Below are 23,006 nucleotides of genomic sequence, written 5' to 3' on the forward strand. Positions count from 1 at the left end.
GTCACCGAAGCTGCGGATATCCGTAAGGATATGGTAGGAGAGCGTTCTGTAAGCCTGCGAAGGTGTCTTGTAAAGGATGCTGGAGGTATCAGAAGTGCGAATGCTGACATGAGTAGCGATAATGCGGGTGAAAAGCCCGCACGCCGTAAGCCCAAGGTTTCCTGTTCAACGTTCATCGGAGCAGGGTGAGTCGGCCCCTAAGGCGAGGCAGAGATGCGTAGCTGATGGGAAGCAGGTTAATATTCCTGCACCGTCGTATGATGCGATGGGGGGACGGATCGCGGAAGGTTGTCTGACTGTTGGAATAGTCAGTTTTTGACTCATAGAAGGTGCTTAGGCAAATCCGGGCACGTAATTCAAGGGGTCGAGACGAGCGCTCATGTAGCGCGAAGCAATCGGAAGTGGTTCCAAGAAAAGCCTCTAAGCTTCAGTCATACGAGACCGTACCGCAAACCGACACAGGTGGGCGAGATGAGTATTCTAAGGCGCTTGAGAGAACTCGGGAGAAGGAACTCGGCAAATTGGTACCGTAACTTCGGGATAAGGTACGCCCTAGTAGTTTGACCACTTTACTGTGGAAGGATGAACGGGTTGCAATAAAATGGTGGCTGCGACTGTTTAATAAAAACACAGCACTCTGCAAACACGAAAGTGGACGTATAGGGTGTGACGCCTGCCCGGTGCTGGAAGATTAAATGATGGGGTGCAAGCTCTTGATTGAAGTCCCAGTAAACGGCGGCCGTAACTATAACGGTCCTAAGGTAGCGAAATTCCTTGTCGGGTAAGTTCCGACCTGCACGAATGGCGTAACGATGGCCACACTGTCTCCTCCCGAGACTCAGCGAAGTTGAAATGTTTGTGATGATGCAATCTACCCGCGGCTAGACGGAAAGACCCCATGAACCTTTACTGTAGCTTTGCATTGGACTTTGAATCAATCTGTGTAGGATAGGTGGGAGGCTTTGAAGCGGGGACGCCAGTTCTCGTGGAGCCATCCTTGAAATACCACCCTGGTTCATTTGAGGTTCTAACCTTGGTCCGTTATCCGGATCGGGGACAGTGCATGGTAGGCAGTTTGACTGGGGCGGTCTCCTCCTAAAGTGTAACGGAGGAGTTCGAAGGTACGCTAGGTACGGTCGGACATCGTGCTAATAGTGCAATGGCATAAGCGTGCTTAACTGCGAGACCGACAAGTCGAGCAGGTACGAAAGTAGGACATAGTGATCCGGTGGTTCTGTATGGAAGGGCCATCGCTCAACGGATAAAAGGTACTCTGGGGATAACAGGCTGATTCCTCCCAAGAGTTCATATCGACGGGGGAGTTTGGCACCTCGATGTCGGCTCATCACATCCTGGGGCTGTAGCCGGTCCCAAGGGTATGGCTGTTCGCCATTTAAAGTGGTACGTGAGCTGGGTTTAAAACGTCGTGAGACAGTTTGGTCCCTATCTGCCGTGGGCGTTGGAAATTTGAAGGGGGCTGCTCCTAGTACGAGAGGACCGGAGTGGACGAACCTCTGGTGTACCGGTTGTCACGCCAGTGGCATTGCCGGGTAGCTAAGTTCGGAAGAGATAACCGCTGAAAGCATCTAAGCGGGAAACTTGCCTTGAGATGAGATTTCCCGGAGCCTTGAGCTCCTTGAAGGGTCGTTCGAGACCAGGACGTTGATAGGCTGGGTGTGGAAGTGCAGTAATGCATTAAGCTAACCAGTACTAATTGCCCGTACGGCTTGTCCCTATAACCTTGGTAGTCCAAGGTCGAGTACAACTGCTCGATACAAAGCTACAACCCAATAATACTTCTTCCAGATTCATGGCCACGCTGAACAAAGCGTAGGGTGGGCGGCTGTGCCGCCCACGCGTAACTCAAGCGTAGCCAGACAAGTCAAAGCCTGATGACCATAGCAAGTCGGTCCCACCCCTTCCCATCCCGAACAGGACCGTGAAACGACTTTGCGCCGATGATAGTGCTGCAACCAGTGTGAAAGTAGGTTATCGTCAGGCTAGTTATAAGAAAAACCCCACCAGGTGATCCTGGTGGGGTTTTTTGCTTTTGCGATCCAATTATCTGGTTTGCATAAAATCAACCCCAATCGGGTAATGTCTTCGCGCCGATCACTTACGTATGTCGGAGTATCTATACTGTGTCTTTCTTAGACTCATTATTGATGACGATGACCCACCTGTTTTCGACTTCGTATGCCCGCCTGGCCGGTCCGCTTTTGCTCGCGGCCCTGATGAGTTCCAGCCCTGCGCTTGCGCAATCGCTCCCTGCCGGCTGCGAGATGGGTGAACTGGCCACGGTGCCGCTCACGTTCACCGACGATCTGCGTCCCGTCATGAAGGCCAGTCTCAATGGCTTCCCCATTTCCGCCGTGGTGAACATCGGCTCGTCACAGCCGATCGTCCTCAACAAGAAGACCCTGGATCGTCTCGACATCAAGGTACGTCATGTCACCAGTACTCAGTTCCAGGAAAGCAGGAGCGGCACAACGGATTTCACCCCGCAAGGTGAAATCATTCCGTCCGGCCAATTCATCGTCAGGGAAGGCGTGACGACATTCGTCGACGACGCCTCTTTCGGTCGGACGAAGCTGATGGACAGCTGGTATCTGGTCGAGGATTTTTGGGACGACACTTTTGGCGCAAGGGTTGGCGCCGGCAATCTCTTGCTCACGGATCTCGAGGTCGCCCTGGATGAAGGCTATCTGAAACACTTCAACCCGCAAGGCTGCTTCAGGGAGCATCTCGCCTACTGGGACCCGGACGCCGTCGCCGTCCCCATCCGGGTAGACCTGTGGAAGCGCGATCCACGTCCGGTGTTCAGCGTGCTCATCAACGGCAAGGAGGTCTCGGCACTATTGTCGACCGCGACGCCGCATTCCTACCTTCCGGCAAGCGCCGCGGAGCGGCTGGGATTGACGCCCGCCGTATCCGGCGCGACCCGTGAGGAACCACTTCCCGGCCACGGCCAGGACAAGCCGGTGTGGAGCGTGCCAGTTGGGCAGATGTCGATCGGCGGACTCGAGGTCAAGGATTTCAATGTGCGCGTGATGGACTTGCCGTATTCAGGCGAGATCCTGATACTGGGCACCGACTTCCTGCACCGCCACCGGACCTATATCGCGATGAGCCAGCGGCAGGTGTACTTCTCCGCCGTCAAGAATCCGATCCTGAAACGCGGCTCGGTCGAAGTGATCTCGCAACCGGTGAAATAAGGCGCCGTCACTGCGCCGTCACCGTCACCGGCTCGGCCGTCGGCGCCACGCTCTGCCCACGGCTGATGCTGTCGCCATCGTTGCGGCGCAGGCGCCAGAACACGGCCGAGGAGAGCAAGGTCAGCACCGCCAGGACGGCGAAGCCATGATGCAGCGCCTGCGTCACCTGGCCCTGGTTGGTCTGCGACACGCCGCCCAGGAACCAGGCGGTGACGATCGACCCTGCAGCTAAGCCAAAGCTCATCGACAATTGCTGGAACGAGCTGGAGATCGTGCTGGCCATGCTGGTATCGGCCGGCTCGACGTCGGCATAGGCCAGTGTGTTCATGCTCGAGAACTGCAGCGAGTTGAAGAAACCCTGCATCAGGCCGATGCCGACGATCACCGCCAGCGGCGTGCCGGCATCCACCAGCGTGAACATCGCAATGGTCACGCCGATCATGATCGTATTCACCAGCAGCACCCGTCGATAGCCGAAGCGCGCCAGCAAGCCGGGCGCGAACACCTTCATGCCCATTGCCGCCAGCGCCGCCGGCATCATCAGCAAGCCCGACTGCCAGGCCGGCAGTCCCAGGCCCAGCTGGTACAGCAGCGGCAGCAGGAAGGGCAAGCCGCCGACGCCCAGACGGGTGACGAAGCCGCCCAGCACCGCGATGCGGAAGGTGCGCACCTTGAGCAAGGTCAGGCGCAGGAGCGGGAATTTGGTGCGGCAGGCATGCCAGGCATAGGCGCCCAGCAGGCCGAGCGCCAGCAGGAACAGCAGGCCGGCCGTCATGCCGTCGAGCGTATGCTCGCCAAACACTTCCAGCACCCACGATAACAGGGCGGTGCCGCTGCTGAACAGGATCAGGCCGAGGACGTCGAGCGGACGCCGCTGTTCGGAGCGGTAGTCAGGCATATGGCGCCAGACAAAATACAGCGCAGCCAGTCCGACCGGGATATTGACGAAGAAGATCACGCGCCACGAGGTCCAGTGCACGATCAGGCCGCCGATCGTCGGCCCCAATAGTGGTCCGATCAGGGCCGGGATGATGACGAAGTTCATCGCCCCCAGCAACTCGTTCTTGGGGAAGGTGCGCACGATCGACAGGCGGCCGATCGGGATCATCATGGCGCCCCCCAATCCTTGCAGCAGCCGGGCGCCGGTCATCATGTGGGCGCTCACTGACAGCCCGCACAGCACCGATGCGAAGGTGAACACGGCAATGGCCGTGAAGAACACGCGCCGGGTGCCGAAGCGGTCGGCCATCCAGCCGCTCAAGGGAATGCCGACCGCAAGGCCGAGGATGTAGCTGGTGACGACAGATTTCAGGCTCAGCGGGGTGACGCCGAGGCTGGCGGCAATGCTGGGAATGGCGGTATTGACAATGGTCGCATCGAGCTGCTCCATGAACAGGGCGGTCGCGACGAGCCAGGGAAGGTAGCGCTTGAGGGTGGGCGAAGGGGTCAATCGGGCCTCGTGAAAACGGCAGGCGGCAGTGGCCGCCAGAGGCACGATTGTGTCACAAACTGCAAGACGACCGCGCCATGGACCGGCCGCTGCCGGCCCATGCGCGCATCATGCACATCAGAAGCGGTAAGCCGCCTTGGCGATGAACCAGTTGGCGCCCGCGTTCGGGCTCTTGATGCTGGCGTTCGAGTAGTGCTGGTACTTCAGGCCGAAGTCCCATTTCTGGGTGGTGTAGCCGATGCCGATGTGGTCGCCGAACTGGAAGGCGGTCGACAGTTCCTTGTCTTCGTTCTTGTACAGGGTCGAGAACAGGTTGACGCCGATACCGATCTCGCCATACAGGCCGAGCTTGTTGTCATTCTGGTAGCGGAACACCGGGGTGAAGCCGATGACGCCGATGTTCTTGTTCTGGCCACGGACGTTCTCGTAGGAATTCAGGCGCCACAGGGCCAGGTTGCCTTCCCAGTAGCCCGACAGGTGACGGCCGTTGCCGGCGAACCAGCGCTTGTCCCAGTCGGACTGGACCGCAATGCGGTACATGCGCTGCTGCGGGTTGGTGCCGACTTCGAACGAGGCGGAATCGATGTAGCCATTGCCGACGGTGGACTGGGCCGAGGCGAACGGAGCGAACAGCGCGGCGCAGAGTGCAGCCAGCGCGCTGATTTTCTTGGTAGTGATCATGGTTATCCTTGGAAGGAAAAAGCGTCATTCTTATTTGATACGCTATTGTACAAGCGAGAACAATAGCGTGCTGGCGGCCACGCAACCATGCGACGAAGGTATCATAGACGCCCGCTGCGACATAACCACATCAACAATAATGGCCGAACCAATCGAACCCACCGAACCTACGATCGCTCCGTTATACCCGCTCGCCGCCCCCATGGCGCGCCAGCCCGAACCAGCGGTGTTGCCGCACGACCCGGTGGGCGAGCACATCGCCGCCCATCTCGGCAAGCCCGCCCTGTACTTCCACGAGACCCAAGCCGACGGCGTCCAGGTCGACATCCACGTGATCGGGCCGACCGACTCCTATCCCTATGTGCGCCTGGTGACGTCGGGCATGAGCAAGCAGCCGATGAACGTGCCGGAAGGCGCGCCGGCGTATGCCGAGCTCATGATGGCCCTGCCGGCGAACTGGCAGCTGGACGAAGCCGCGATGCAGGACGAGCGCTGGTACTGGCCGGTCGCCCTGCTGCGCCACCTGGCGCACTATCCGCACAAGGAGCGCACCTGGATCGGCCTCGGCCACTCTTTGCCGAACGGGAACCCGGCCAAGCCGTATATCGCCGGCATCGGCTTCTGCGGCGCCATCGTGCTGCCGCCCGCATCGAGCCCGGAACCGTTCCACTCGCTCACGGTCGACGGCAAGGACGTCTATTTCCACTGCGTCGTGCCGCTCTACAATGAAGAGCTGAACCTGGCGCGCCGCCGCGGCTTCCCCGAACTGATCGACAAGTTCAATGAGTACGACGTCACCGACGTGGTCGACCCGACGCGCAAGAACACGGCCCGAAAGAAATTCCTCGGGCTGTTCTAAGCTCCGGCCACCGGCAGGCTCATCTCCGCCAGCCGCACCCAGTAGCTGGCGCCGATCGGCAGCAGGTTGTCATTGAAGTCGTAGCTGGCATTGTGCAGCTGGCAAGGGCCGAGCCCATGGCCGCCGGCGCGGTGATCGCCTTCGCCATTGCCGATGAAGACATAGCAGCCCGGCTTGGCCTGCAGCATGAAGGCGAAGTCCTCGGCGCCCATGGTCGGTTCGACGTCGGCATTGACCTGGGCCGGGCCCGCCACCGCGCGCATCGCCTCGATCGCGAACGCGGTCTGTTCCGGATGGTTCACCAGCGGCGGGTAATTGCGCTTGAAACCGAAGTCGATGCTGGCGCCAAAGCCGGCCGCGATGCCATTCGCCATTTCTTGCATGCGGCGCTCGACCAGGTCGAGCACCTCGGTGGTGAAGGTGCGCACCGTGCCGACCAGTTCGGCTTCATCGGGGATGATATTGGTGGCGCTGCCGGCATGGATTTGCGTGATCGACAGCACCGCGGTGTGCAGCGGGTTCTTTTCGCGCGAGACGATGGTCTGCCAGGCTTGCGCGATCTGCACCGCCACCATCACCGGATCGATGCCGCGATGCGGCTGCGCCGCGTGCGCGCCCTTTCCGCGCACGGTCACGCGGAACTCGTTACTCGAGGCCATCATCGGGCCGGAGACCACGCCGAAATGGCCTTCCGGGATGCCTGGCCAATTGTGCATGCCATACACGGCGTCCATCGGGAAGCGCTCGAACAGGCCGTCGTCGATCATGCGCTTGGCGCCGCCGCCGCCTTCCTCGGCCGGCTGGAAGATCAGGTACACGGTGCCGTCGAAGTTGCGGTGCTGCGCCAGGTAGTGGGCGGCGCCGAGCAGCATCGCGGTGTGGCCGTCATGGCCGCAGGCGTGCATCTTGCCCGCGTGGGTCGAGGCATGCGCGAAGCCGTTCAATTCTTGCATGGGCAGCGCGTCCATGTCCGCGCGCAGGCCGATCGCGCGTTGCGAGGCGCCGTTCTTGATGATTCCGACCACGCCGGTCACACCCAGGCCGCGCACCACGGGGATGCCCCATGCGCCCAGGCGTTCGGCGACGATGTCGGCGGTGCGGTGTTCTTCGTAGCACAGCTCAGGGTGGGCATGCAGGTCACGTCGGATGGCCTGGATCTCTGCCTGAGACGCCAGGATAGGTTCCACTAGTTTCATCGTGTTCTCCTCGCTGTTTGCGAATGTGTTACCACGCTGTCCAGCCTTTGCATGGCATCGTTTTAACTATTGTAGCTTGCCTCAAACAGACTTGACAGAGGAGGGCGCGAAGCCCGCCGGAATCGTATAAAGTATTGGATTCACGCAGTTTTTTCACCGAAGTCCGATAAGAAAATGACCATTACCCACGTCCGTGCGACCTGCCCCCACGATTGTCCCGACACCTGCGCCATCCTCGTCAAAGTCGAAGACGGCGTCGCGAAAGAAGTGAAGGGCGATCCGGAGCATCCGACCACGGCCGGGGTGTTGTGCACCAAGGTGTCGCGCTACGTCGAGCGCACCTATCACCCGGACCGCGTGCTGTATCCGATGCGCCGCGTGGGACGCAAGGGAGAAGGAAAATTCGAACGCATCAGCTGGGACGAGGCGCTCGACGAAATCGCCACTCGCCTGAAGCCGATCGCCGCGCGCGACCCGCAAGCCATCCTGCCCTATAGCTATTGCGGCACCATGGGCCTGGTGCAGGGCGAATCGATGTCGCTGCGCTTCTTTAATAAACTGGGCGCCTCGCTGCTCGATCGCACCATCTGCGCCACCGCCGGCGCCACCGGTTACCGCTACACCATCGGCAGTTCGATCGGCACCGACCTGGAGGAATTCCAGGACGCCAAGCTGATCCTGATCTGGGGCGGCAACCCGATCGCATCCAACCTGCATTTCTGGATGCGCGCGCAAGAAGCCAAGCGCCGTGGCGCAACGCTGATCGCGATCGATCCCTATCGTTCCCTGACGGCCGAGAAGTGCCACCAGCACATCGCCCTGTTGCCAGGCACCGACGCGGCGCTGGCGCTGGGCATGATGCACGTCCTGATCACCGAAGACCTGCTCGACCACGACTATATCGAGCAACACACGCTCGGCTTCGAACCCCTGAAGGCGCGCGCCCTGGAGTGGACGCCGGAACGCACCGCCGACACCTGCGGCATCACGGTCGACGAAGTGGTCAACCTGGCGCGCCTGTACGGACAGACCGCGAAGCGCGGCGAAGCGGCGGCGATCCGCATCAACTATGGCATCCAGCGCGTGCGCGGCGGCGGCATGGCGGTGCGCAACATCGCCTGCCTGCCGGCGCTGGTGGGCGCCTGGCGCCTGCCGGCCGGCGGCATCCAGCTGTCGACCTCGGCGTCGTTCCCGACCAACCGCCAGGCCTTGCAGCGCCCGGATCTCTTGGCCGGCCGCACGCCGCGCACGATCAATATGACCACCATCGGCGACGACCTGCTCAGGGAAGCGTCGCCCGAGTTCGGCCCGAAGATCGAGGCCGTCATCGTCTACAACGCCAACCCGCTGGCGATCGCGCCCGATTCGCGCAAGGTGCAGCAGGGCTTCGAACGCGAAGACCTGTTCACCGTGGTGCTGGAACATTTTCATACCGATAGCGCCGACTATGCCGACATCCTGTTGCCGGCCACCACCCAGCTCGAGCACGTCGATGCGCACCTGGCCTATGGCCACCTGTACATGATGGCGAATAACGCCGCCATCGCTCCCGTCGGCGAATCGAAGCCGAACACCGAATTCTTCCGCCTGCTGGCGGCGCGCATGGGCTATGACGACCCGTGCTTCCAGGAGAGCGACGACGAGATCGCGGCCCAGGCCTTCAACAAGAACGATGCGCGCGCGATCCACTTCGACTGGGAGTCCCTCAAGCGCAGCGGCTGGAAGAAGCTGAACATGCCGGCCGCGCCGTTCGCCGAGGGCGGTTTCACGACCCCGTCCGGCAAGTGCGAGTTTTTCTCGGAGAGCATGCTGGCCGATGGGCTCGATCCGGTGCCCACGTATATTCCGCCTTACGAGTCTGTTGCTTCCAACCCTGTATTGGCCGAAAAGTACCCGCTGGCGATGATTTCTCCGCCGGCGCGGAACTTCCTCAACTCGACGTTTGTCAATGTAAAGAGCCTGCGCGCAACTGAGGGCGAACCGCACCTCGACATCCACCCGGACGACGCCGCGGCACGCGGCATCGCCCACGGCGACATGGCGCGCATTTTTAACGACCGCGGTTCGTTCATCGCCCGCGCACGCGTGACCGACAAGGCGCGTGCTGGATTGGTGGTGGGCTTGTCGATCTGGTGGAAGAAGCTCGCCAGCGACGGCAAGAACGCCAATGAAGTCACCAGCCAGCGTTTGACCGACATGGGCCGGGCGCCCACTTTCTACGACACCCTCGTGCAGGTCGAAAGAGCTGCACCCTTGACGCGAGATGAAACCATCTAGATTTTCCCAGGCCTTCAAGCCAGTCATGGTCGCGGCAGCCGCGGCCCTCATGTTGTCAAGCTGCTCATCCCTCTCCTACTACACCCAGGCCGCGCAAGGCCAGCTGCAATTGCTGACCAATGCGCGCCCGATCGACGACTGGATCGCCGATAGCAACACCAACGTCAAGCTGCGCCACCGCCTCGAATCGGCGCGCCAGATCCGCCGCTTCGCCATCCAGGAAATGAAGCTGCCCGACAACGGCAGCTACACCAACTACACCAATCTCGGCCGGCCCTACGTGTTGTGGAACGTGGTCGCCACGCCCGAGCTGTCGCTCAAGCCCATCCAGTGGTGCTTCCCGGTGGCCGGCTGCGTGAGCTATCGCGGCTACTACAGCAAGGCCGAGGCCCAGGCCTATGCCAGGCAATTGCGTGCGCAGGGCAACGACGTCGAGGTCGGGGGCGTGAGCGCCTACTCGACCCTGGGCTGGTTCAGCGATCCCCTGATGTCGACCTTCATCAATTATCCGGACGCCGAGCTGGCGCGCCTGATCTTCCATGAACTGGCGCACCAGGTGGTCTATGTGGCGGGCGATTCGCAGTTCAACGAATCCTTCGCCAGCGCGGTGGAGCAGGCCGGCGTGGAAGCCTGGCTCGAGCGCTTCGGCAATCCCCAGATGAGCGAAGCGTACGAGCGCTATAAAACCCGCAAGAGCGACTTCCTGGCGCTGCTGCTGCGCTATCGCGGCGAGCTGGAGCGTACGTACAAGAGCATGGAGCCCGACGGCGTCAAGCGCGCCGCCAAGGCGCGCCTGTTCCTGGCGCTGCAGGACGACTACCAGGTGCTCAAGGCAAACTGGGGCGGCTACGCCGGCTACGACCGTTTCTTCGCCGAGCCGCTGTCGAACGCCCACCTGGCCTCGGTGGCGACCTATAACGATTTCGTGCCGGCATTTCGCGTTTTGCTGCGCCGCGAGAAGTCGTGGCGCGGCTTCTACAAGACCGTCAACCAGCTGGCCAAGCTCGACAAGGAAGAGCGGCATCGCGTGCTCAAGCGCCTGGGCGCGACGGCCACGCCGGGCACGCTGGTGGTGCAGCGCACCATCGGCGCGTCGCCGTAGAGGACCGGTTCCAATCGCGGTAAAACCGCTTGCGCACAGGGGCGCTGCCCGATAGCATCACCATCAGCGATGGCAAACCTATAAGCCACGTGCGCAGGCGCGCCCGGCAAGCACCTCCGGCCGCCCGACCAGAACGATAAAAAATCGAGACAGAGGTGAGCGATGGACAAAATTTGGCTGCAGTCGTATCCCCCGGGCGTGCCTGCGGAGATTGATCCGGATCAATACCGCTCCTTGGTGCATTTGCTCGAAGAATCCTTCAGCAAATATGCGGACCGCAAAGCCTATGTGTGCATGGACAAGTTCCTCACCTACGGCGAACTCGATGCGTATTCGAAGCGGCTGGCCGCCTGGCTGCAGAGCCGCGGCCTGGCCCCTGGCGCGCGCGTGGCGATCATGATGCCGAACGTGCTGCAGTATCCGATCGCGCTGGCCGCCGTGCTGCGCGCCGGCTACACCGTCGTCAACGTCAACCCGCTGTACACCGCGCGCGAACTGGAGCACCAGATCGGCGACTCGGGCAGCGAAGCGATCATCGTGCTGGAAAACTTCGCCCACACCGTGCAGAAGGTGATGGGCAAGACCCCGCTGCGCCACGTGGTGGTGGCCAGCATGGGCGAGATGCTGGGCGGCGTGAAGGGCATGCTGGTCAACTTCGTGGTCCGCAACGTCAAGAAGATGGTGCCCGAATTCTCGCTGCCGAACATGGTCACCTTCAAGGAAGCGCTGGCCCAGGGCGAGCGCATGCCGTTCAAGCCGGCCGAACTCAGGATCGACGACGTCGCCTTCCTGCAGTACACAGGCGGCACCACCGGCGTCTCGAAAGGCGCCACGCTCACCCACCGCAACGTGATCGCCAACGTGCTGCAGACCGAGGCTTGGGCCGAGCCGTGCATGAAGCAGGCCGCGGGCGAGCAGGTCACGATCGTGTGCGCGCTGCCGCTGTACCACATCTTCGCGCTGACCGCCTGCGCGATGTGGGGCATGCGCATGGGCGCCCTGAACGTCCTGATCGTGAACCCGCGCGACATCCCGGCCTTCGTCAAGGAACTGGCAAAGTACCGCGTCAACATGCTGCCGGCCGTGAACACGCTGTACAACGCGCTGGCCAACAACCCCGACTTCGCCCACCTCGATTTCTCGGCGCTGCGCATGTGCAACGGCGGCGGCATGGCGGTGCAAAAGCCGGTGGCCGACAAGTGGCGCCAGATCACCGGCGTGGCCATCGTCGAAGGCTACGGCTTGTCCGAGACCTCGCCGGTGGCCACCTGCAACCGCGCCGACAGCACCGAATTCACCGGCACCATCGGCCTGCCGGTGCCGTCGACCGATATCGCGATCATCGACGACGAAGGCCGCCACATGGCGCCGGGAGAAATCGGCGAGATCGCCATCCGCGGCCCGCAGGTGATGACCGGCTACTGGAACCGTCCCGACGAAACCGCGAAGGTGATGACCGCCGATGGCTTCTTCCGCTCGGGCGACGTCGGCGTCATGGACGCCGGCGGCTACGTGAAGATCGTCGACCGCAAGAAAGACATGATCCTGGTCTCGGGCTTCAACGTCTATCCGAACGAGCTCGAAGGCGTGATCGCCGGCCATGCGGGCGTGCTCGAATGCGCCGTGGTCGGCGTGCCCGACGACCATTCGGGCGAGGCGGTCAAGGTATTCGTGGTAAAGAAAGACCCTGGCCTCACGGCCGAACAGCTGATGGACTACTGCAAGCAGCAGTTCACCGGCTACAAGCGACCGAAGTACATCGAATTCCGCGACGAGCTGCCGAAGACCAACGTCGGCAAGATCCTGAGGCGCGCGCTGAGGGACGAGAAAAAGCAGCCGGAGACGGTAACGTAAGCATTGTGACGGGACTACCCCGGCGAAAGCCGCCCCGTCGGGCGGCTTTCGCGTTTTATTGGAACCAACAAGGAAGGCAGGACAGATGGACAAATTTTGGCTCTCGTCGTACGAGAACGGCGTGGCGGCTCAGATCGATCCGACCCAGTACCGCTCGCTGACGCATTTGCTGGAGGAGGCGTTTCGCAAGTACGCCGACCGCAAGGCCTATGCCTGCATGGGCAAGTCCATCACGTTCGCGGAACTCGACGCCATGTCGCAACGCATGGCGGCCTGGCTGCAGGCGCGCGGGCTTCAAGCCGGCGCGCGCGTAGCGATCATGCTGCCCAATGTGCTGCAGTATCCGGTGGCGCTGGCCGCCGTGCTGCGCGCCGGCTACGTGGTCGTCAACGTCAACCCGCTGTACACGCCGCGCGAGCTGCAGCACCAACTGGTAGACTCGGGCGCCGAGGCGATCGTGGTGCTCGAGAACTTCGCCCACACGCTGGAGCAGGTGGTGCGCCAGACAGGGGTAAAGCATATCGTGCTGGCCACCATGGGCGACCTCCTGGGCGGCCTGAAAGGCTCGCTGGTCAACCTGGTGGTGCGCAAGGTCAAGAAGATGGTGCCGGCCTATTCGCTGCCGGGCGCGGTCGGTTTCAACAAGGTGCTGGCCGAAGGCGCGCGCGAGACGCTCAAGCCGGTGGCGATCGGCCACGACGACGTCGCCTTCCTGCAGTACACCGGGGGCACCACCGGCGTGTCGAAGGGCGCGGTGCTGCTGCACCGCCACGTGATCGCCAACGTGCTGCAGAACGAAGCCTGGTTCGGGCCGACCCTGGCCAAGCTGAAGGCAGGCGAACAGCCGCAGTTCGCCTGCGCGCTGCCGCTGTACCACATCTATGCGCTCACGGTCTGCGCGCTGCTGGGCCTGCGCATCGGCGGCATGAACCTGTTGATCCCGAACCCGCGCGACATCAAGGGCTTCGTGAAGGAGCTGGGCGGTTATCGCATCAACATCTTCCCGGCCGTGAACACGCTGTACAACGGCCTGCTCAACAACGACGATTTCGCCAAGCTCGATTTCTCGGGCCTGATGGTGTGCCCGGGCGGCGGCATGGCGGTGCAGAAGGCGGTGGCCGACAAGTGGCTCAAGACCACCGGCATCCCGATCGTCGAAGGTTACGGCCTGTCCGAGACCTCGCCGGTGGTGACCGCCAACCGCTGCGACATCACAGACTTCACCGGCACCATCGGCCTGCCACTGCCGTCGACCGAGCTGCGCATCCTGGACGAGGCGGGCAACGAAGTCCCGTTCGGCACCGCCGGCGAGATCGCCGTGCGCGGCCCGCAGGTGATGGCCGGCTACTGGCAGCGCGACGACGAGACGGCCAAGGTCATGACCGCCGACGGCTTCTTCAAGACCGGCGACATCGGCATCATGGACGACAAGGGCTATACCCGCATCGTCGACCGCAAGAAGGACATGATCCTGGTCTCGGGCTTCAACGTCTACCCGAACGAAGTGGAGGGCGTGGTGGCCGCGCACCCGGGCGTGCTGGAAGTGGCCTGCGTGGGCGTGCCGGACCAGAACTCGGGCGAGGCCGTGAAGCTGTACGTGGTGAAGAAGGACGCCGATCTCACCACCGAACAGCTCAAGGAGTTCTGCAAGGAGCAGCTGACCGGCTACAAGCGGCCCAAGTTCATCGAGTTCCGCCAGACCCTGCCTAAGACGAACGTCGGCAAGATCCTGCGGCGCGAACTGCGCGACGAAAAGAAGACCGCCTGATGCCGAAGGCCGCCGATCCGGCGGCCTTTTTTATTTAGCGGTGCGCCACCAGCGATTCGAGCGGCGGCAGCTGGCGCGGCTTGCGGTCCGGGCCGGTGGCGACATAGGTCAGCGTCGCCTCGGTCACCTTGACCACCTCGGCCGCCAGGCGGTTGCGCTCGGCGTACACCTCGACGAAGACGGTGACCGAGGTATTGCCGACCTTGGTGATGTCGGCGTAGAACGACAGCAGGTCGCCCACGAACACCGGGTTCTTGAACAGGAAGGAGTTGACGGCGATGGTCGCCACGCGGCCGTTGGCGCGGCGGGTGGCCGGCAGCGAGCCGGCCAGGTCGACCTGGGCCATGATCCAGCCGCCGAACACGTCGCCATACACATTGGCGTCGGATGGGGCGGGCATGACGCGCAGTTCCGGCATCTTGCCTGCGGGGAGGCGGACCGTGGTGGGCGTGGTGACAGTGTTTTCGGGCGTGGTCATCGTGAATTCTCGGTAAAAGCTACAATCGACCCGAATTGAACCATAAATCCCGAAGCCCCGTCATGCGCCGCAATTCCGCTCCACTCCCGCCCGATACCAAAGCTGGTCCCCGCAACGACTGGGCCACCCTCAAAACGCTGTTCCCCTACCTGTGGGTCTATAAATGGCGGGTGATGGCCGCCATGGCCGCGCTGGTCGGCGCCAAGATGGCCAACGTCGGCGTGCCGCTGGTGCTCAAGAAGATCATCGACGGCCTGGCGATCGACCCGGCCCACCCGCATGCGCTGCTCGTGTTGCCGCTCGGGCTGCTGGTCGGCTACGGCCTGCTGCGCCTGTCGATGACGGTGTTCACCGAGCTGCGCGAATTCCTGTTCGCGCGCGTGACCCAGCGCGCGGTGCGCACGATCGCGCTCAAGGTGTTCCGCCACCTGCACGCGCTGTCGCTGCGCTTCCACCTGAACCGCCAGACCGGCGGCATGACGCGCGACATCGAGCGCGGCACGCGCGGCGTCAATTCACTGATCTCGTATTCGCTGTTTAACATCTTGCCGACCCTGGTCGAGATCACGCTGGTGCTGGTCTACCTGGTGTTCAACTACGATATCTGGTTCACCATCATCACGGCGGTGGCGCTGGCGTCCTACATCACCTTCACGGTGGTCGTGACCGAGTGGCGCACGCACTTCCGGCGCACGATGAACGAGCTCGAATCGAAGGCGTCCACCAAGGCGATCGACTCGCTGCTCAACTACGAGACGGTCAAGTACTTCGGCAACGAGGACTACGAGGCGCGGCGTTACGACGAAGGCCTCAAGAACTACGAGAACGCCGGGGTGCGCTCGCAGACTTCGCTGTCCTTCCTGAACACCGGACAGTCGCTGATCATCGCAACCGCCGTCACGCTGATCCTGTGGCGCGCGACCGAGGGCGTCATTGCCGGCACCATGAGCCTGGGCGACCTGGTGCTGGTCAATACCTTCATGATCCAGCTCTACCTGCCGCTCAACTTCCTGGGCGTGATCTACCGCGAGATCAAGCAAAGCCTGGCCGACATGGAACGCCTGTTCGGCCTGCTGGACCAGAACCGCGAAGTGGCCGACAGTCCCAAGGCCCAGCCATTGGTGACGAAGGGCGCCGAGGTCGCGTTCTCGCACGTCGAGTTCAGCTACGAGAGCAAACGGCAGATCCTGTTCGACGTCGACTTCACGATTCCCGCCGGGACCACGACCGCGGTGGTGGGCCATAGCGGCTCGGGCAAGTCGACCCTGTCGCGGCTGCTGTTTCGCTTCTACGACGTGAACGGCGGCGCGATCCGCATCGACGGCCAGGACCTGCGCGACATCACCCAGGAATCGCTGCGCGCCGCGATCGGCATCGTGCCGCAGGACACGGTGCTGTTCAACGACACGATCGAATACAACATCGCCTACGGCCGGCCCGGCGCCAGCCGCGAGGACATCGTGGCGGCCGCGCGCGCGGCCTCGATCCACGACTTCATCGAGAGCCTGCCGGACGGCTACGGGAGCATGGTGGGCGAGCGCGGCCTGAAACTGTCGGGCGGCGAAAAGCAGCGGGTGGCGATCGCGCGCACCTTGCTCAAGGACCCGGCGATCCTGATCTTCGACGAGGCCACGTCGGCGCTCGATTCACGCTCGGAGCAGGCGATCCAGGCGCAGCTGAAGGAGATCGCGAAGAACCGCACGACCCTGGTGATCGCGCACCGCCTGTCGACGATCGCCGATGCGCAGCAGATCATCGTGCTCGACCACGGCAGGATCGTCGAGCGCGGCACGCATTATTCACTGCTGGCGGAGCAGGGCCTGTATGCGCAGATGTGGGAGCGGCAGCTGGCGCGGCCCGACGAGGACGTGGCCTCGCCGCCGCTGGAAATGGCGGAAGGCATGGACGGCGCGCCATCCATGCCGAAGGCGCGTTCCTGACGGCTCAGGGCTGCTTGTACACCACGCCGTCCTTCATCACAAATTTGACCTGCTCGAGCACCTTCACGTCCTTGAGCGGGTCGCCCTCGACCGCGATGATGTCGGCCGCGAAGCCCGCGTCGACCGCGCCCAGGCGCTTCGGCTGGTCGAGCAGGGTGGCCGCGTTCACGGTGGCCGAGCGGATCGCGTCGATCGGCGTCATGCCCGCTTCGACCATGTAGCCGAACTCCCTGGCGTTCTCGCCGTGCGGGAACACGCCGGCATCGGTGCCGAAGGCAATCTTCACGCCGGCCTTGTAGGCACGGCCGAAGGTGGCTTGCAGCTGCGGGCCGATCGCGGCCGCCTTCGGGCGCACCAGCGCCGAATAGTAATTCGGATCCTTGGCCTTGTCGGCCACGTAGCGGCCGGCCGAGATGGTCGGCACGTACCAGCCGCCGCCCTTCTTGAACAGGGCGATGACCTCGTCGTCCATCAGGGTGCCGTGCTCGATCGAGTCGACGCCGACGCGCAGCGCGCGCTTCATGCCTTCGGCGCCGTGGGCGTGGGCCGCGACGCGGAATCCGTAGTCCTTCGCGGTGCTCACCACGGCGCGCAGCTCGTCCTCGGTGTACTGCGAGTTGTGGCCGCTGGCGGCCTGGCTCAGCACGCCGCCGGTGGCGGTCACCTTGATCAGGTCGGCGCCGTCCTTGTAGCGGGTGCGCACCGCCTGGCGCGCTTCCTCGGGGCTGTTCAATACACCTTCGACCGGGCCGGGCGTGCCGATCTTCTCGGACAGGAAATGCGACAGATTGTTGGTCGGGTCGGCGTGGCCGCCGGTGGTGGCCAGCGATTTACCGGCGGTGAACATGCGCGGGCCCGGCACTTCGCCGGCGGCGATGGCGCGCTTGAGCGAGATGTTCAGGTTGTCGGCGGCGCCCAGGTCGCGCACCGTGGTGAAGCCGGCCATCAGGGTGCGCTCGGCGTACTTCACCGAACGATAGGCCATGTCGGCCGGATTGGCGGCCAGGCGGTCGCGGTAGGCGTCGACCGCGGGCTGGGTTTCGCTGGTCAGGTGCACGTGCATGTCGATCAGGCCCGGCAGGCAGCTGTGGCGCGACAGGTCGATATTGCCCGCAGCCTGCGTCATCGGCCCCACCGACACGATGCTGCCGTTCTCGATCACGATGCTGACGCGCTCGCGCCAGGCGCCTTTCTGGACGTCCAGCAGCCGGCCGCAGTCGACCGTCTGGGTGGCGGCGTGCGCGCTGTTCAGGGCCAGCAGCATGCCGGCGGCAACCATCTGTTTCATCTCTCGCTCCCTCTTTTCATTATTGACGCATAAAAAAAGGCCCTCCATCGCTGGAAGGCCCTGGTGCTACAAGCAGCCGTTCGCCACGCTTATCGCAGCGGTGAGACGGCCGGTTCCTTGTTCGGTTCTCCCAGGTCGCCCTCCCACTTGGCGACGACGGCGGTGGCGATGCCGTTGCCGATCACGTTGGTGGCCGAGCGCGCCATGTCCAGGAAGTGGTCGATCGCCAGCAGCAGCAAGAGGCCCGCTTCCGGGATGTCGAACTGGTTCAGGGTGGCCGCGATCACGACCAGCGAGGCGCGCGGCACGCCGGCCATGCCCTTCGAGGTCAGCATCAGCACCAGCATCATGGTGATCTGGGTGCCCAGCGACAGCTCGATGCCGTAGGCCTGGGCGATGAAGACGGCGGCGAAGGTGCAGTACATCATCGAGCCATCCAGGTTGAACGAATAGCCGATCGGCAGCACGAACGAGGCCAGGCGGTTCTTGACGCCGAAGCGCTCCAGGCTTTCCAGGGTGCGCGGGAAGGCGGCTTCGGACGATGCGGTCGAGAAGGCCAGCACGGTCGGGCCGCGCAGCTCCGAGATCAGGCGCAGGATGCGCGGGCCGATCACGGCCATGCCGATGCCGATCAGGACGATCCACAGCAGCGCGATGCCGAAGTAGAACTGGGCCATGAAGATGCCATAGGTCGACAGCACGCCCAGGCCGCTCTTGGCGATGATGCCGGCCACCGCCGCGAACACCGCGATCGGGGCGAAGTTCATCACGTAGCCGGTCAGCTTGAGCATCACGTGGGCGACGCCGTCGATGGCGTCGATCAGCGGCGTGGCGCGCGCGCCGACGGCGGCGGCGGCGGTGCCGAAGAACAGCGAGAACACCACGATCTGCAGGATCTCGTTCTTGGCCATGCCGTCGACGATCGAGGTCGGGATCAGGTGGGTGATGAAGTCCTTCATCGTCAGGCTGCCGCTGGTGATGCCCGACGTGGCGTCGACCGGCGGCATCATGCCCGCCGCGTGCAGCGCGTCGCCCGGACGGAAGATGTTCACCAGGATCAGACCGAGCGACAGCGAGATGACCGAGGCGATCATGAACCAGCCCAGCGCCTTGACGCCGATGCGGCCGACTTCCTTGGCGTCGCCCATCTTGGCGATGCCGACCACCAGGGTCGCGAACACCAGCGGCGCGATGATCATCTTGATCAGGCGGAGGAACATCGTGGTAATCAGCGACATCGTGTCGGAGAAGCTCGTCGCGCCCGCCGTATCCGTGTTGGCGTTGACCAGGTAGCCGACCACGATGCCGACCACCAGGGCGATCATGATGAAGGTAGTCAGGCGGTTTCGATTGTTCATAAAGCTTCCTGTCGTGTGGACCTGTGCAGGGCCGGCAACGGCGGATGGCTGTCGCTGGCGGATTGTTCGGGCAGTGACCGGTTTTCGAGGACCGAAGGCCGGGTGATTCTGAAGATTATGGCAAGTTCCGCAGTATCCTAGGCACTGTTAGTGCTGTCAAGCATGCTTACAAGGTTGACGCAACGGCACTCCGGCTACCCCGCCGGCATGCCTGGCCGGTCAATACAGGCGCCGTTCCGAGGTGCGTTAAACGCACCTTCGAGGCTGCCGCGCGGGTAAAATACGGCATTCGTTTTTCGAGAGCCGCCATGTCCACCATCGAGACCCCAGACACCATTACCATCACCCGTCCAGACGACTGGCACCTGCACCTGCGCGACGGCGCGGCGATGGCCAGCGTGCTGCCGCACAGCGCGCGCCAGTTCGGCCGCGCGATCGTGATGCCGAATCTGCGCCCGCCTGTGACCACGGCCGCCGCCGCCCTCGAGTACCGCGCGCGCATCCTGGCCGCGCTGCCGGAGGGCATGCGCTTCGAGCCCTTGATGACGCTGTACCTCACCGACAACACCAATCCGGACGAGATCCGCCGCGCCCAGGACACCGGTTTCATCCATGCGGTCAAGCTGTATCCGGCCGGCGCCACCACCAACTCGGACGCCGGCGTCACCGACCTGAAAAAGTGCTACAAGACGCTGGAAGTGATGCAGGAAGTCGGCATGCCGCTGCTGGTGCATGGCGAAGTCACCGACAACGAGATCGACCTGTTCGACCGCGAAGCCGTGTTCATCGAGCGCGTGATGCGCCCGCTGCGCAAGGACATGCCGGCCCTGAACGTGGTGTTCGAACACATCACCACCAAGGACGCGGCCCAGTACGTGGCCGAAGCCGAGGGCCCGATCGCGGCCACCATCACCGCCCACCACCTGCTGTACAACCGCAACGAGATCTTCCGCGGCGGCATCCGCCCGCACTTCTACTGCCTGCCGGTGCTCAAGCGCGAAGAACACCGCCTGGCGCTGGTGACCGCCGCCACCAGCGGCGACGAGCGCTTCTTCCTGGGCACCGACTCGGCCCCGCACGCGGTGCACACCAAGTACGCCGCCTGCGGCTGCGCCGGCTGCTACACCGCGCTGCACGCGATGGAGATGTACACCGAAGCCTTCGCCCAGGCCGGCGCGCTCGACAAGCTGGAAGCCTTCGCCAGCTTCAACGGCCCGGCCTTCTACAACCTGCCGCGCAACGAGGGCACGATCACGCTCAAGCGCGAAAGCTGGACCCTGCCTGAGTCGGTGCCGATGGGCGAACACCAGCTGGTGCCGCTGAACGCGGGCGAGAGCATCAACTGGAAGATGGTATAAGCACTACCGTGCTGCCACCGATCGACTGGGCGCAGCCGTGGTACGACACGGTGCGCCCGGCATTCGAGCGCGCCGCGCCGCCGCTTGACGGCTTCATCGACGCCTTCAACGTGGCGGCGCGCGAACTCGACCTGCGTAATGGCGCCGGCATGCCCTTGTGCTTCGTGCCGCAAGCCGCGCTGCCGGAAGGGATGGCGTATGAAGAATTCATCGGCGCCACCGGCCAGGTGCCGACCCGCGACAACCTGCACGATTTCTTCAATGCGCTGGTATGGCAGGCCTTCCCGGATATCAAGCGCGCGCTGAACGCGTTGCAGGCGGCGCAGATCGCGCAGGCCGGCGTCGGCAAGTCGCGCGGGCCGGCGCGCGACGCCGCCACCATCTTCGACGAGAACGCGGCCTTGCTGGTGGTGCGCGACAATGACGCCGGGCGGGCGCTGGTCAATGACTTGCGTGCGCACCGCTGGCTGGAGGCCCTGTACGATAAGCGTGACTTGTTCGGCAGGGACGCCGAGGTCTGGCTGTTCGGCCACGCGCTGATGGAAAAGCTGGTGGCGCCGCGCAAGGCGATCACCGCGCACACGCGGGTGGTGTACGCCGGCGACGACTACTTTGCGCTGGCGGCGGATGCGCGCCGCGCCTGGCTCGACCGCGAGGTGGCGGCCAGCCTGGCGGGCGAGGCCCTGGCGCCGGGCGGCTTCACGCCCCTGCAGGTGCTGGGCATTCCAGGCTGGTGGCCCGGACAAGACCCTGACTTTTATCTGGATACGACTGTGTTCCGTCCAAAGCGGACGGCTTGAATTGGGAGAAGCCGATGGCTGAAACGGTACGCTGGGGAATTCTCGGCACGGGCAAGATTTCGCGCGCCTTTGCCAATGCACTGAAGGACGTGCCGGGCGCCGTGCTGGCCGCCGTGGGCTCGCGCAGCCCGGACAAGGCCGCGGCCTTCGCCGAGGAATTCGGCGCGCTGGCCAGCTACGGCTCGTGCGAGCTGCTGGCCCAGGCCGAGGGCGTCGACCTGATCTACATCGGCACGCCGCATCCGGAACATGCCGGCAACGCCTTGATGGCGCTGCGCGCCGGCAAGGGCGTGCTGTGCGAAAAGCCGTTCACGATGAACCTGCGCGAGGCCGAGCAGGTGGTGACCCTGGCGCGCTCGAAGCGCCTGTTCCTGATGGAGGCGATGTGGACGCGCTACCTGCCGGCCTACCTGGAAGTGAAGCGCATCCTGGCCTCGGGCGAGATCGGCACTCCGCGCCAGGTCGTCGCCGACTTCGGCTTCGCCGCCGCCTTCGGTCCCGAGCACCGCGTCTTCAATCCCGATCTCGGCGGCGGCGCGCTGCTCGACCTGGGGATCTATCCGCTGTCGGTCGCGGCCGGCCTCTTGGGTCCCGTGCTCGAAGTGCGCGCGCAAGCCCAGATGGGGCCGACCGGCGTCGACGTGCAGACCGGCTTCACGCTCAAGCATGAAGGCGGCGCCATGTCGGTGTGCAGCTGCTCGTTCCTGGCGCGCTCGCCGGCCGAGCTGACCGTGTCGGGCGAGCGCGGCCAGGTGCGGATGAACACCATGTTCCACCGCGCGACCTCGGTCACCGTCAAGCTGGAGGACGGCAGCGAGCGCACGATCGAGACCCCGTATCTCGGCAACGGCTACGTGCACGAGGCGATCGAGGCCCAGCGCTGCTGGCGGCAGGGGCTGCTGGAAAGCCCGTCGATGACGCAGGACGAGACGCTGGCGCTGATGGGCGTGATGGACGAGATCCGGCGCCAGATCGGCCTGCGTTACGCGGCCGACCGCGCCTGAGGCGGATGCCATGAAGCTCGGGAGCGTTACGCCGATCCTGCGCATCTTCGACGAAGCCAAGGCGCGCGAGTTCTATGTCGACTACCTCGGCTTCACGGTCGACTGGGACCACCGTTTCGGCCCCGGCATGCCGCTCTACCTGCAGGTCTCGCGCGGCGACTGCGTGCTGCACCTGAGCGAGCATCACGGCGATTGCTGCCCTGGCGCGGCGCTGCGCATCGAGGTCGACGACATCGATGGCCTGCATGCCGAGCTGGTCGCCAAACAATATGGTTATGCGCGGCCCGGGATCGAAGACACACCGTGGGAAACGCGCGAGCTGAGCGTCAAGGATCCGTTCGGGAACCGGCTGACCTTTGCCGGCTAGCGGGCCGGGAG

At 63.6% G+C, this 23,006-nt stretch carries 17 protein-coding genes and 2 rRNA genes (1 of these 19 cut by a window edge); 13 read left to right on the forward strand and 6 right to left on the reverse strand.

Annotated features, from left to right (window positions below):
* From LO55_RS08505 to LO55_RS08515, 3 genes are all read left to right on the forward strand, one after another.
* Positions 1–1,735: ribosomal RNA gene (locus LO55_RS08505) — 23S ribosomal RNA — on the forward strand (it extends 1,139 nt beyond the left edge of the window).
* 153 nt (positions 1,736–1,888) lie between these two features.
* A 5S ribosomal RNA gene (gene rrf / locus LO55_RS08510) occupies positions 1,889–2,001 on the forward strand.
* A 164-nt stretch (positions 2,002–2,165) separates the two neighbouring features.
* Complete coding sequence (locus LO55_RS08515) at positions 2,166–3,215, forward strand: retropepsin-like aspartic protease (RefSeq protein WP_083415258.1); 1,050 nt, start codon at positions 2,166–2,168, stop codon at positions 3,213–3,215.
* Between the two features lie 7 nt (positions 3,216–3,222).
* On the opposite strand, the gene LO55_RS08520 is transcribed toward LO55_RS08515, so the two are convergent.
* Both LO55_RS08520 and LO55_RS08525 read right to left on the reverse strand, forming a co-directional pair.
* Positions 3,223–4,665, reverse strand: coding sequence for a DHA2 family efflux MFS transporter permease subunit (locus LO55_RS08520; protein ID WP_071361133.1), 1,443 nt, complete (start codon positions 4,663–4,665; stop codon positions 3,223–3,225).
* 117 nt (positions 4,666–4,782) lie between these two features.
* Positions 4,783–5,346 (reverse strand): acyloxyacyl hydrolase, encoded by a 564-nt coding sequence (locus tag LO55_RS08525; protein ID WP_005664670.1) that lies wholly within the window; start codon positions 5,344–5,346, stop codon positions 4,783–4,785.
* A gap of 202 nt (positions 5,347–5,548) precedes the next feature.
* On the opposite strand from LO55_RS08525, the gene LO55_RS08530 reads away from it, so the two are divergent.
* On the forward strand, positions 5,549–6,205 hold the full coding sequence (locus tag LO55_RS08530) for a suppressor of fused domain protein (protein WP_071361134.1): 657 nt from the start codon (positions 5,549–5,551) through the stop codon (positions 6,203–6,205).
* Here LO55_RS08530 and LO55_RS08535 read toward each other — a convergent pair.
* Positions 6,202–7,401, reverse strand: coding sequence for a M20 aminoacylase family protein (locus LO55_RS08535; protein ID WP_071361135.1), 1,200 nt, complete (start codon positions 7,399–7,401; stop codon positions 6,202–6,204). The genes LO55_RS08530 and LO55_RS08535 overlap by 4 nt on opposite strands.
* Before the next feature lie 174 nt (positions 7,402–7,575).
* On the opposite strand from LO55_RS08535, the gene LO55_RS08540 reads away from it, so the two are divergent.
* From LO55_RS08540 to LO55_RS08555, 4 genes are all read left to right on the forward strand, one after another.
* Complete coding sequence (locus LO55_RS08540) at positions 7,576–9,678, forward strand: molybdopterin-containing oxidoreductase family protein (RefSeq protein ID WP_071361136.1); 2,103 nt, start codon at positions 7,576–7,578, stop codon at positions 9,676–9,678.
* A 25-nt stretch (positions 9,679–9,703) separates the two neighbouring features.
* Positions 9,704–10,780 carry an aminopeptidase gene (locus LO55_RS08545; protein WP_071361137.1) on the forward strand — a complete coding sequence of 359 codons (1,077 nt, stop codon included), beginning with the start codon at positions 9,704–9,706 and terminating at the stop codon, positions 10,778–10,780.
* A gap of 162 nt (positions 10,781–10,942) precedes the next feature.
* Positions 10,943–12,634, forward strand: a complete 1,692-nt coding sequence (locus LO55_RS08550; protein ID WP_071361138.1) for a long-chain-fatty-acid--CoA ligase — start codon at positions 10,943–10,945, stop codon at positions 12,632–12,634.
* Between the two features lie 85 nt (positions 12,635–12,719).
* Positions 12,720–14,402, forward strand: coding sequence for a long-chain-fatty-acid--CoA ligase (locus LO55_RS08555; protein WP_071361139.1), 1,683 nt, complete (start codon positions 12,720–12,722; stop codon positions 14,400–14,402).
* Positions 14,403–14,436: 34 nt separating this feature from the next.
* Here the strand turns inward: LO55_RS08555 and LO55_RS08560 are convergent, their stop codons facing one another.
* Positions 14,437–14,880 carry an acyl-CoA thioesterase gene (locus tag LO55_RS08560; protein WP_071361140.1) on the reverse strand — a complete coding sequence of 148 codons (444 nt, stop codon included), beginning with the start codon at positions 14,878–14,880 and terminating at the stop codon, positions 14,437–14,439.
* Between the two features lie 62 nt (positions 14,881–14,942).
* On the opposite strand from LO55_RS08560, the gene LO55_RS08565 reads away from it, so the two are divergent.
* On the forward strand, positions 14,943–16,820 hold the full coding sequence (locus LO55_RS08565) for an ABCB family ABC transporter ATP-binding protein/permease (RefSeq protein ID WP_071361141.1): 1,878 nt from the start codon (positions 14,943–14,945) through the stop codon (positions 16,818–16,820).
* Positions 16,821–16,824: 4 nt separating this feature from the next.
* On the opposite strand, the gene LO55_RS08570 is transcribed toward LO55_RS08565, so the two are convergent.
* Entirely contained in the window at positions 16,825–18,108 is a 1,284-nt protein-coding gene (locus LO55_RS08570) for a metal-dependent hydrolase family protein (RefSeq protein WP_071361142.1), read from the reverse strand.
* An 89-nt stretch (positions 18,109–18,197) separates the two neighbouring features.
* Positions 18,198–19,466 carry a dicarboxylate/amino acid:cation symporter gene (locus LO55_RS08575; protein ID WP_071361143.1) on the reverse strand — a complete coding sequence of 423 codons (1,269 nt, stop codon included), beginning with the start codon at positions 19,464–19,466 and terminating at the stop codon, positions 18,198–18,200.
* A 308-nt stretch (positions 19,467–19,774) separates the two neighbouring features.
* Here LO55_RS08575 and pyrC point away from each other — a divergent pair, with 308 nt between their 5' ends.
* Genes pyrC through LO55_RS08595 form a run of 4 tightly spaced genes read left to right on the forward strand, consistent with a single transcriptional unit; the run spans position 19,775 to position 22,995 of the window.
* Positions 19,775–20,824, forward strand: coding sequence for a dihydroorotase (gene pyrC / locus LO55_RS08580; RefSeq protein ID WP_071361144.1), 1,050 nt, complete (start codon positions 19,775–19,777; stop codon positions 20,822–20,824).
* A gap of 8 nt (positions 20,825–20,832) precedes the next feature.
* The gene (locus LO55_RS08585) at positions 20,833–21,624 is read left to right on the forward strand and encodes a DUF3025 domain-containing protein (RefSeq protein WP_071361145.1); all 792 of its coding nucleotides are present in this window, start codon (positions 20,833–20,835) and stop codon (positions 21,622–21,624) included.
* Between the two features lie 14 nt (positions 21,625–21,638).
* Positions 21,639–22,628, forward strand: coding sequence for a Gfo/Idh/MocA family protein (locus LO55_RS08590; protein WP_071361146.1), 990 nt, complete (start codon positions 21,639–21,641; stop codon positions 22,626–22,628).
* Positions 22,629–22,638: 10 nt separating this feature from the next.
* The gene (locus tag LO55_RS08595) at positions 22,639–22,995 is read left to right on the forward strand and encodes a glyoxalase superfamily protein (RefSeq protein WP_071361147.1); all 357 of its coding nucleotides are present in this window, start codon (positions 22,639–22,641) and stop codon (positions 22,993–22,995) included.
* The last annotated feature ends 11 nt before the right edge of the window (positions 22,996–23,006 follow it).

The sequence above is a fragment of the Massilia timonae genome (assembly GCF_001866515.1).
In the GTDB taxonomy this organism is placed as follows: Bacteria; Pseudomonadota; Gammaproteobacteria; order Burkholderiales; family Burkholderiaceae_D; genus Telluria; species Telluria timonae.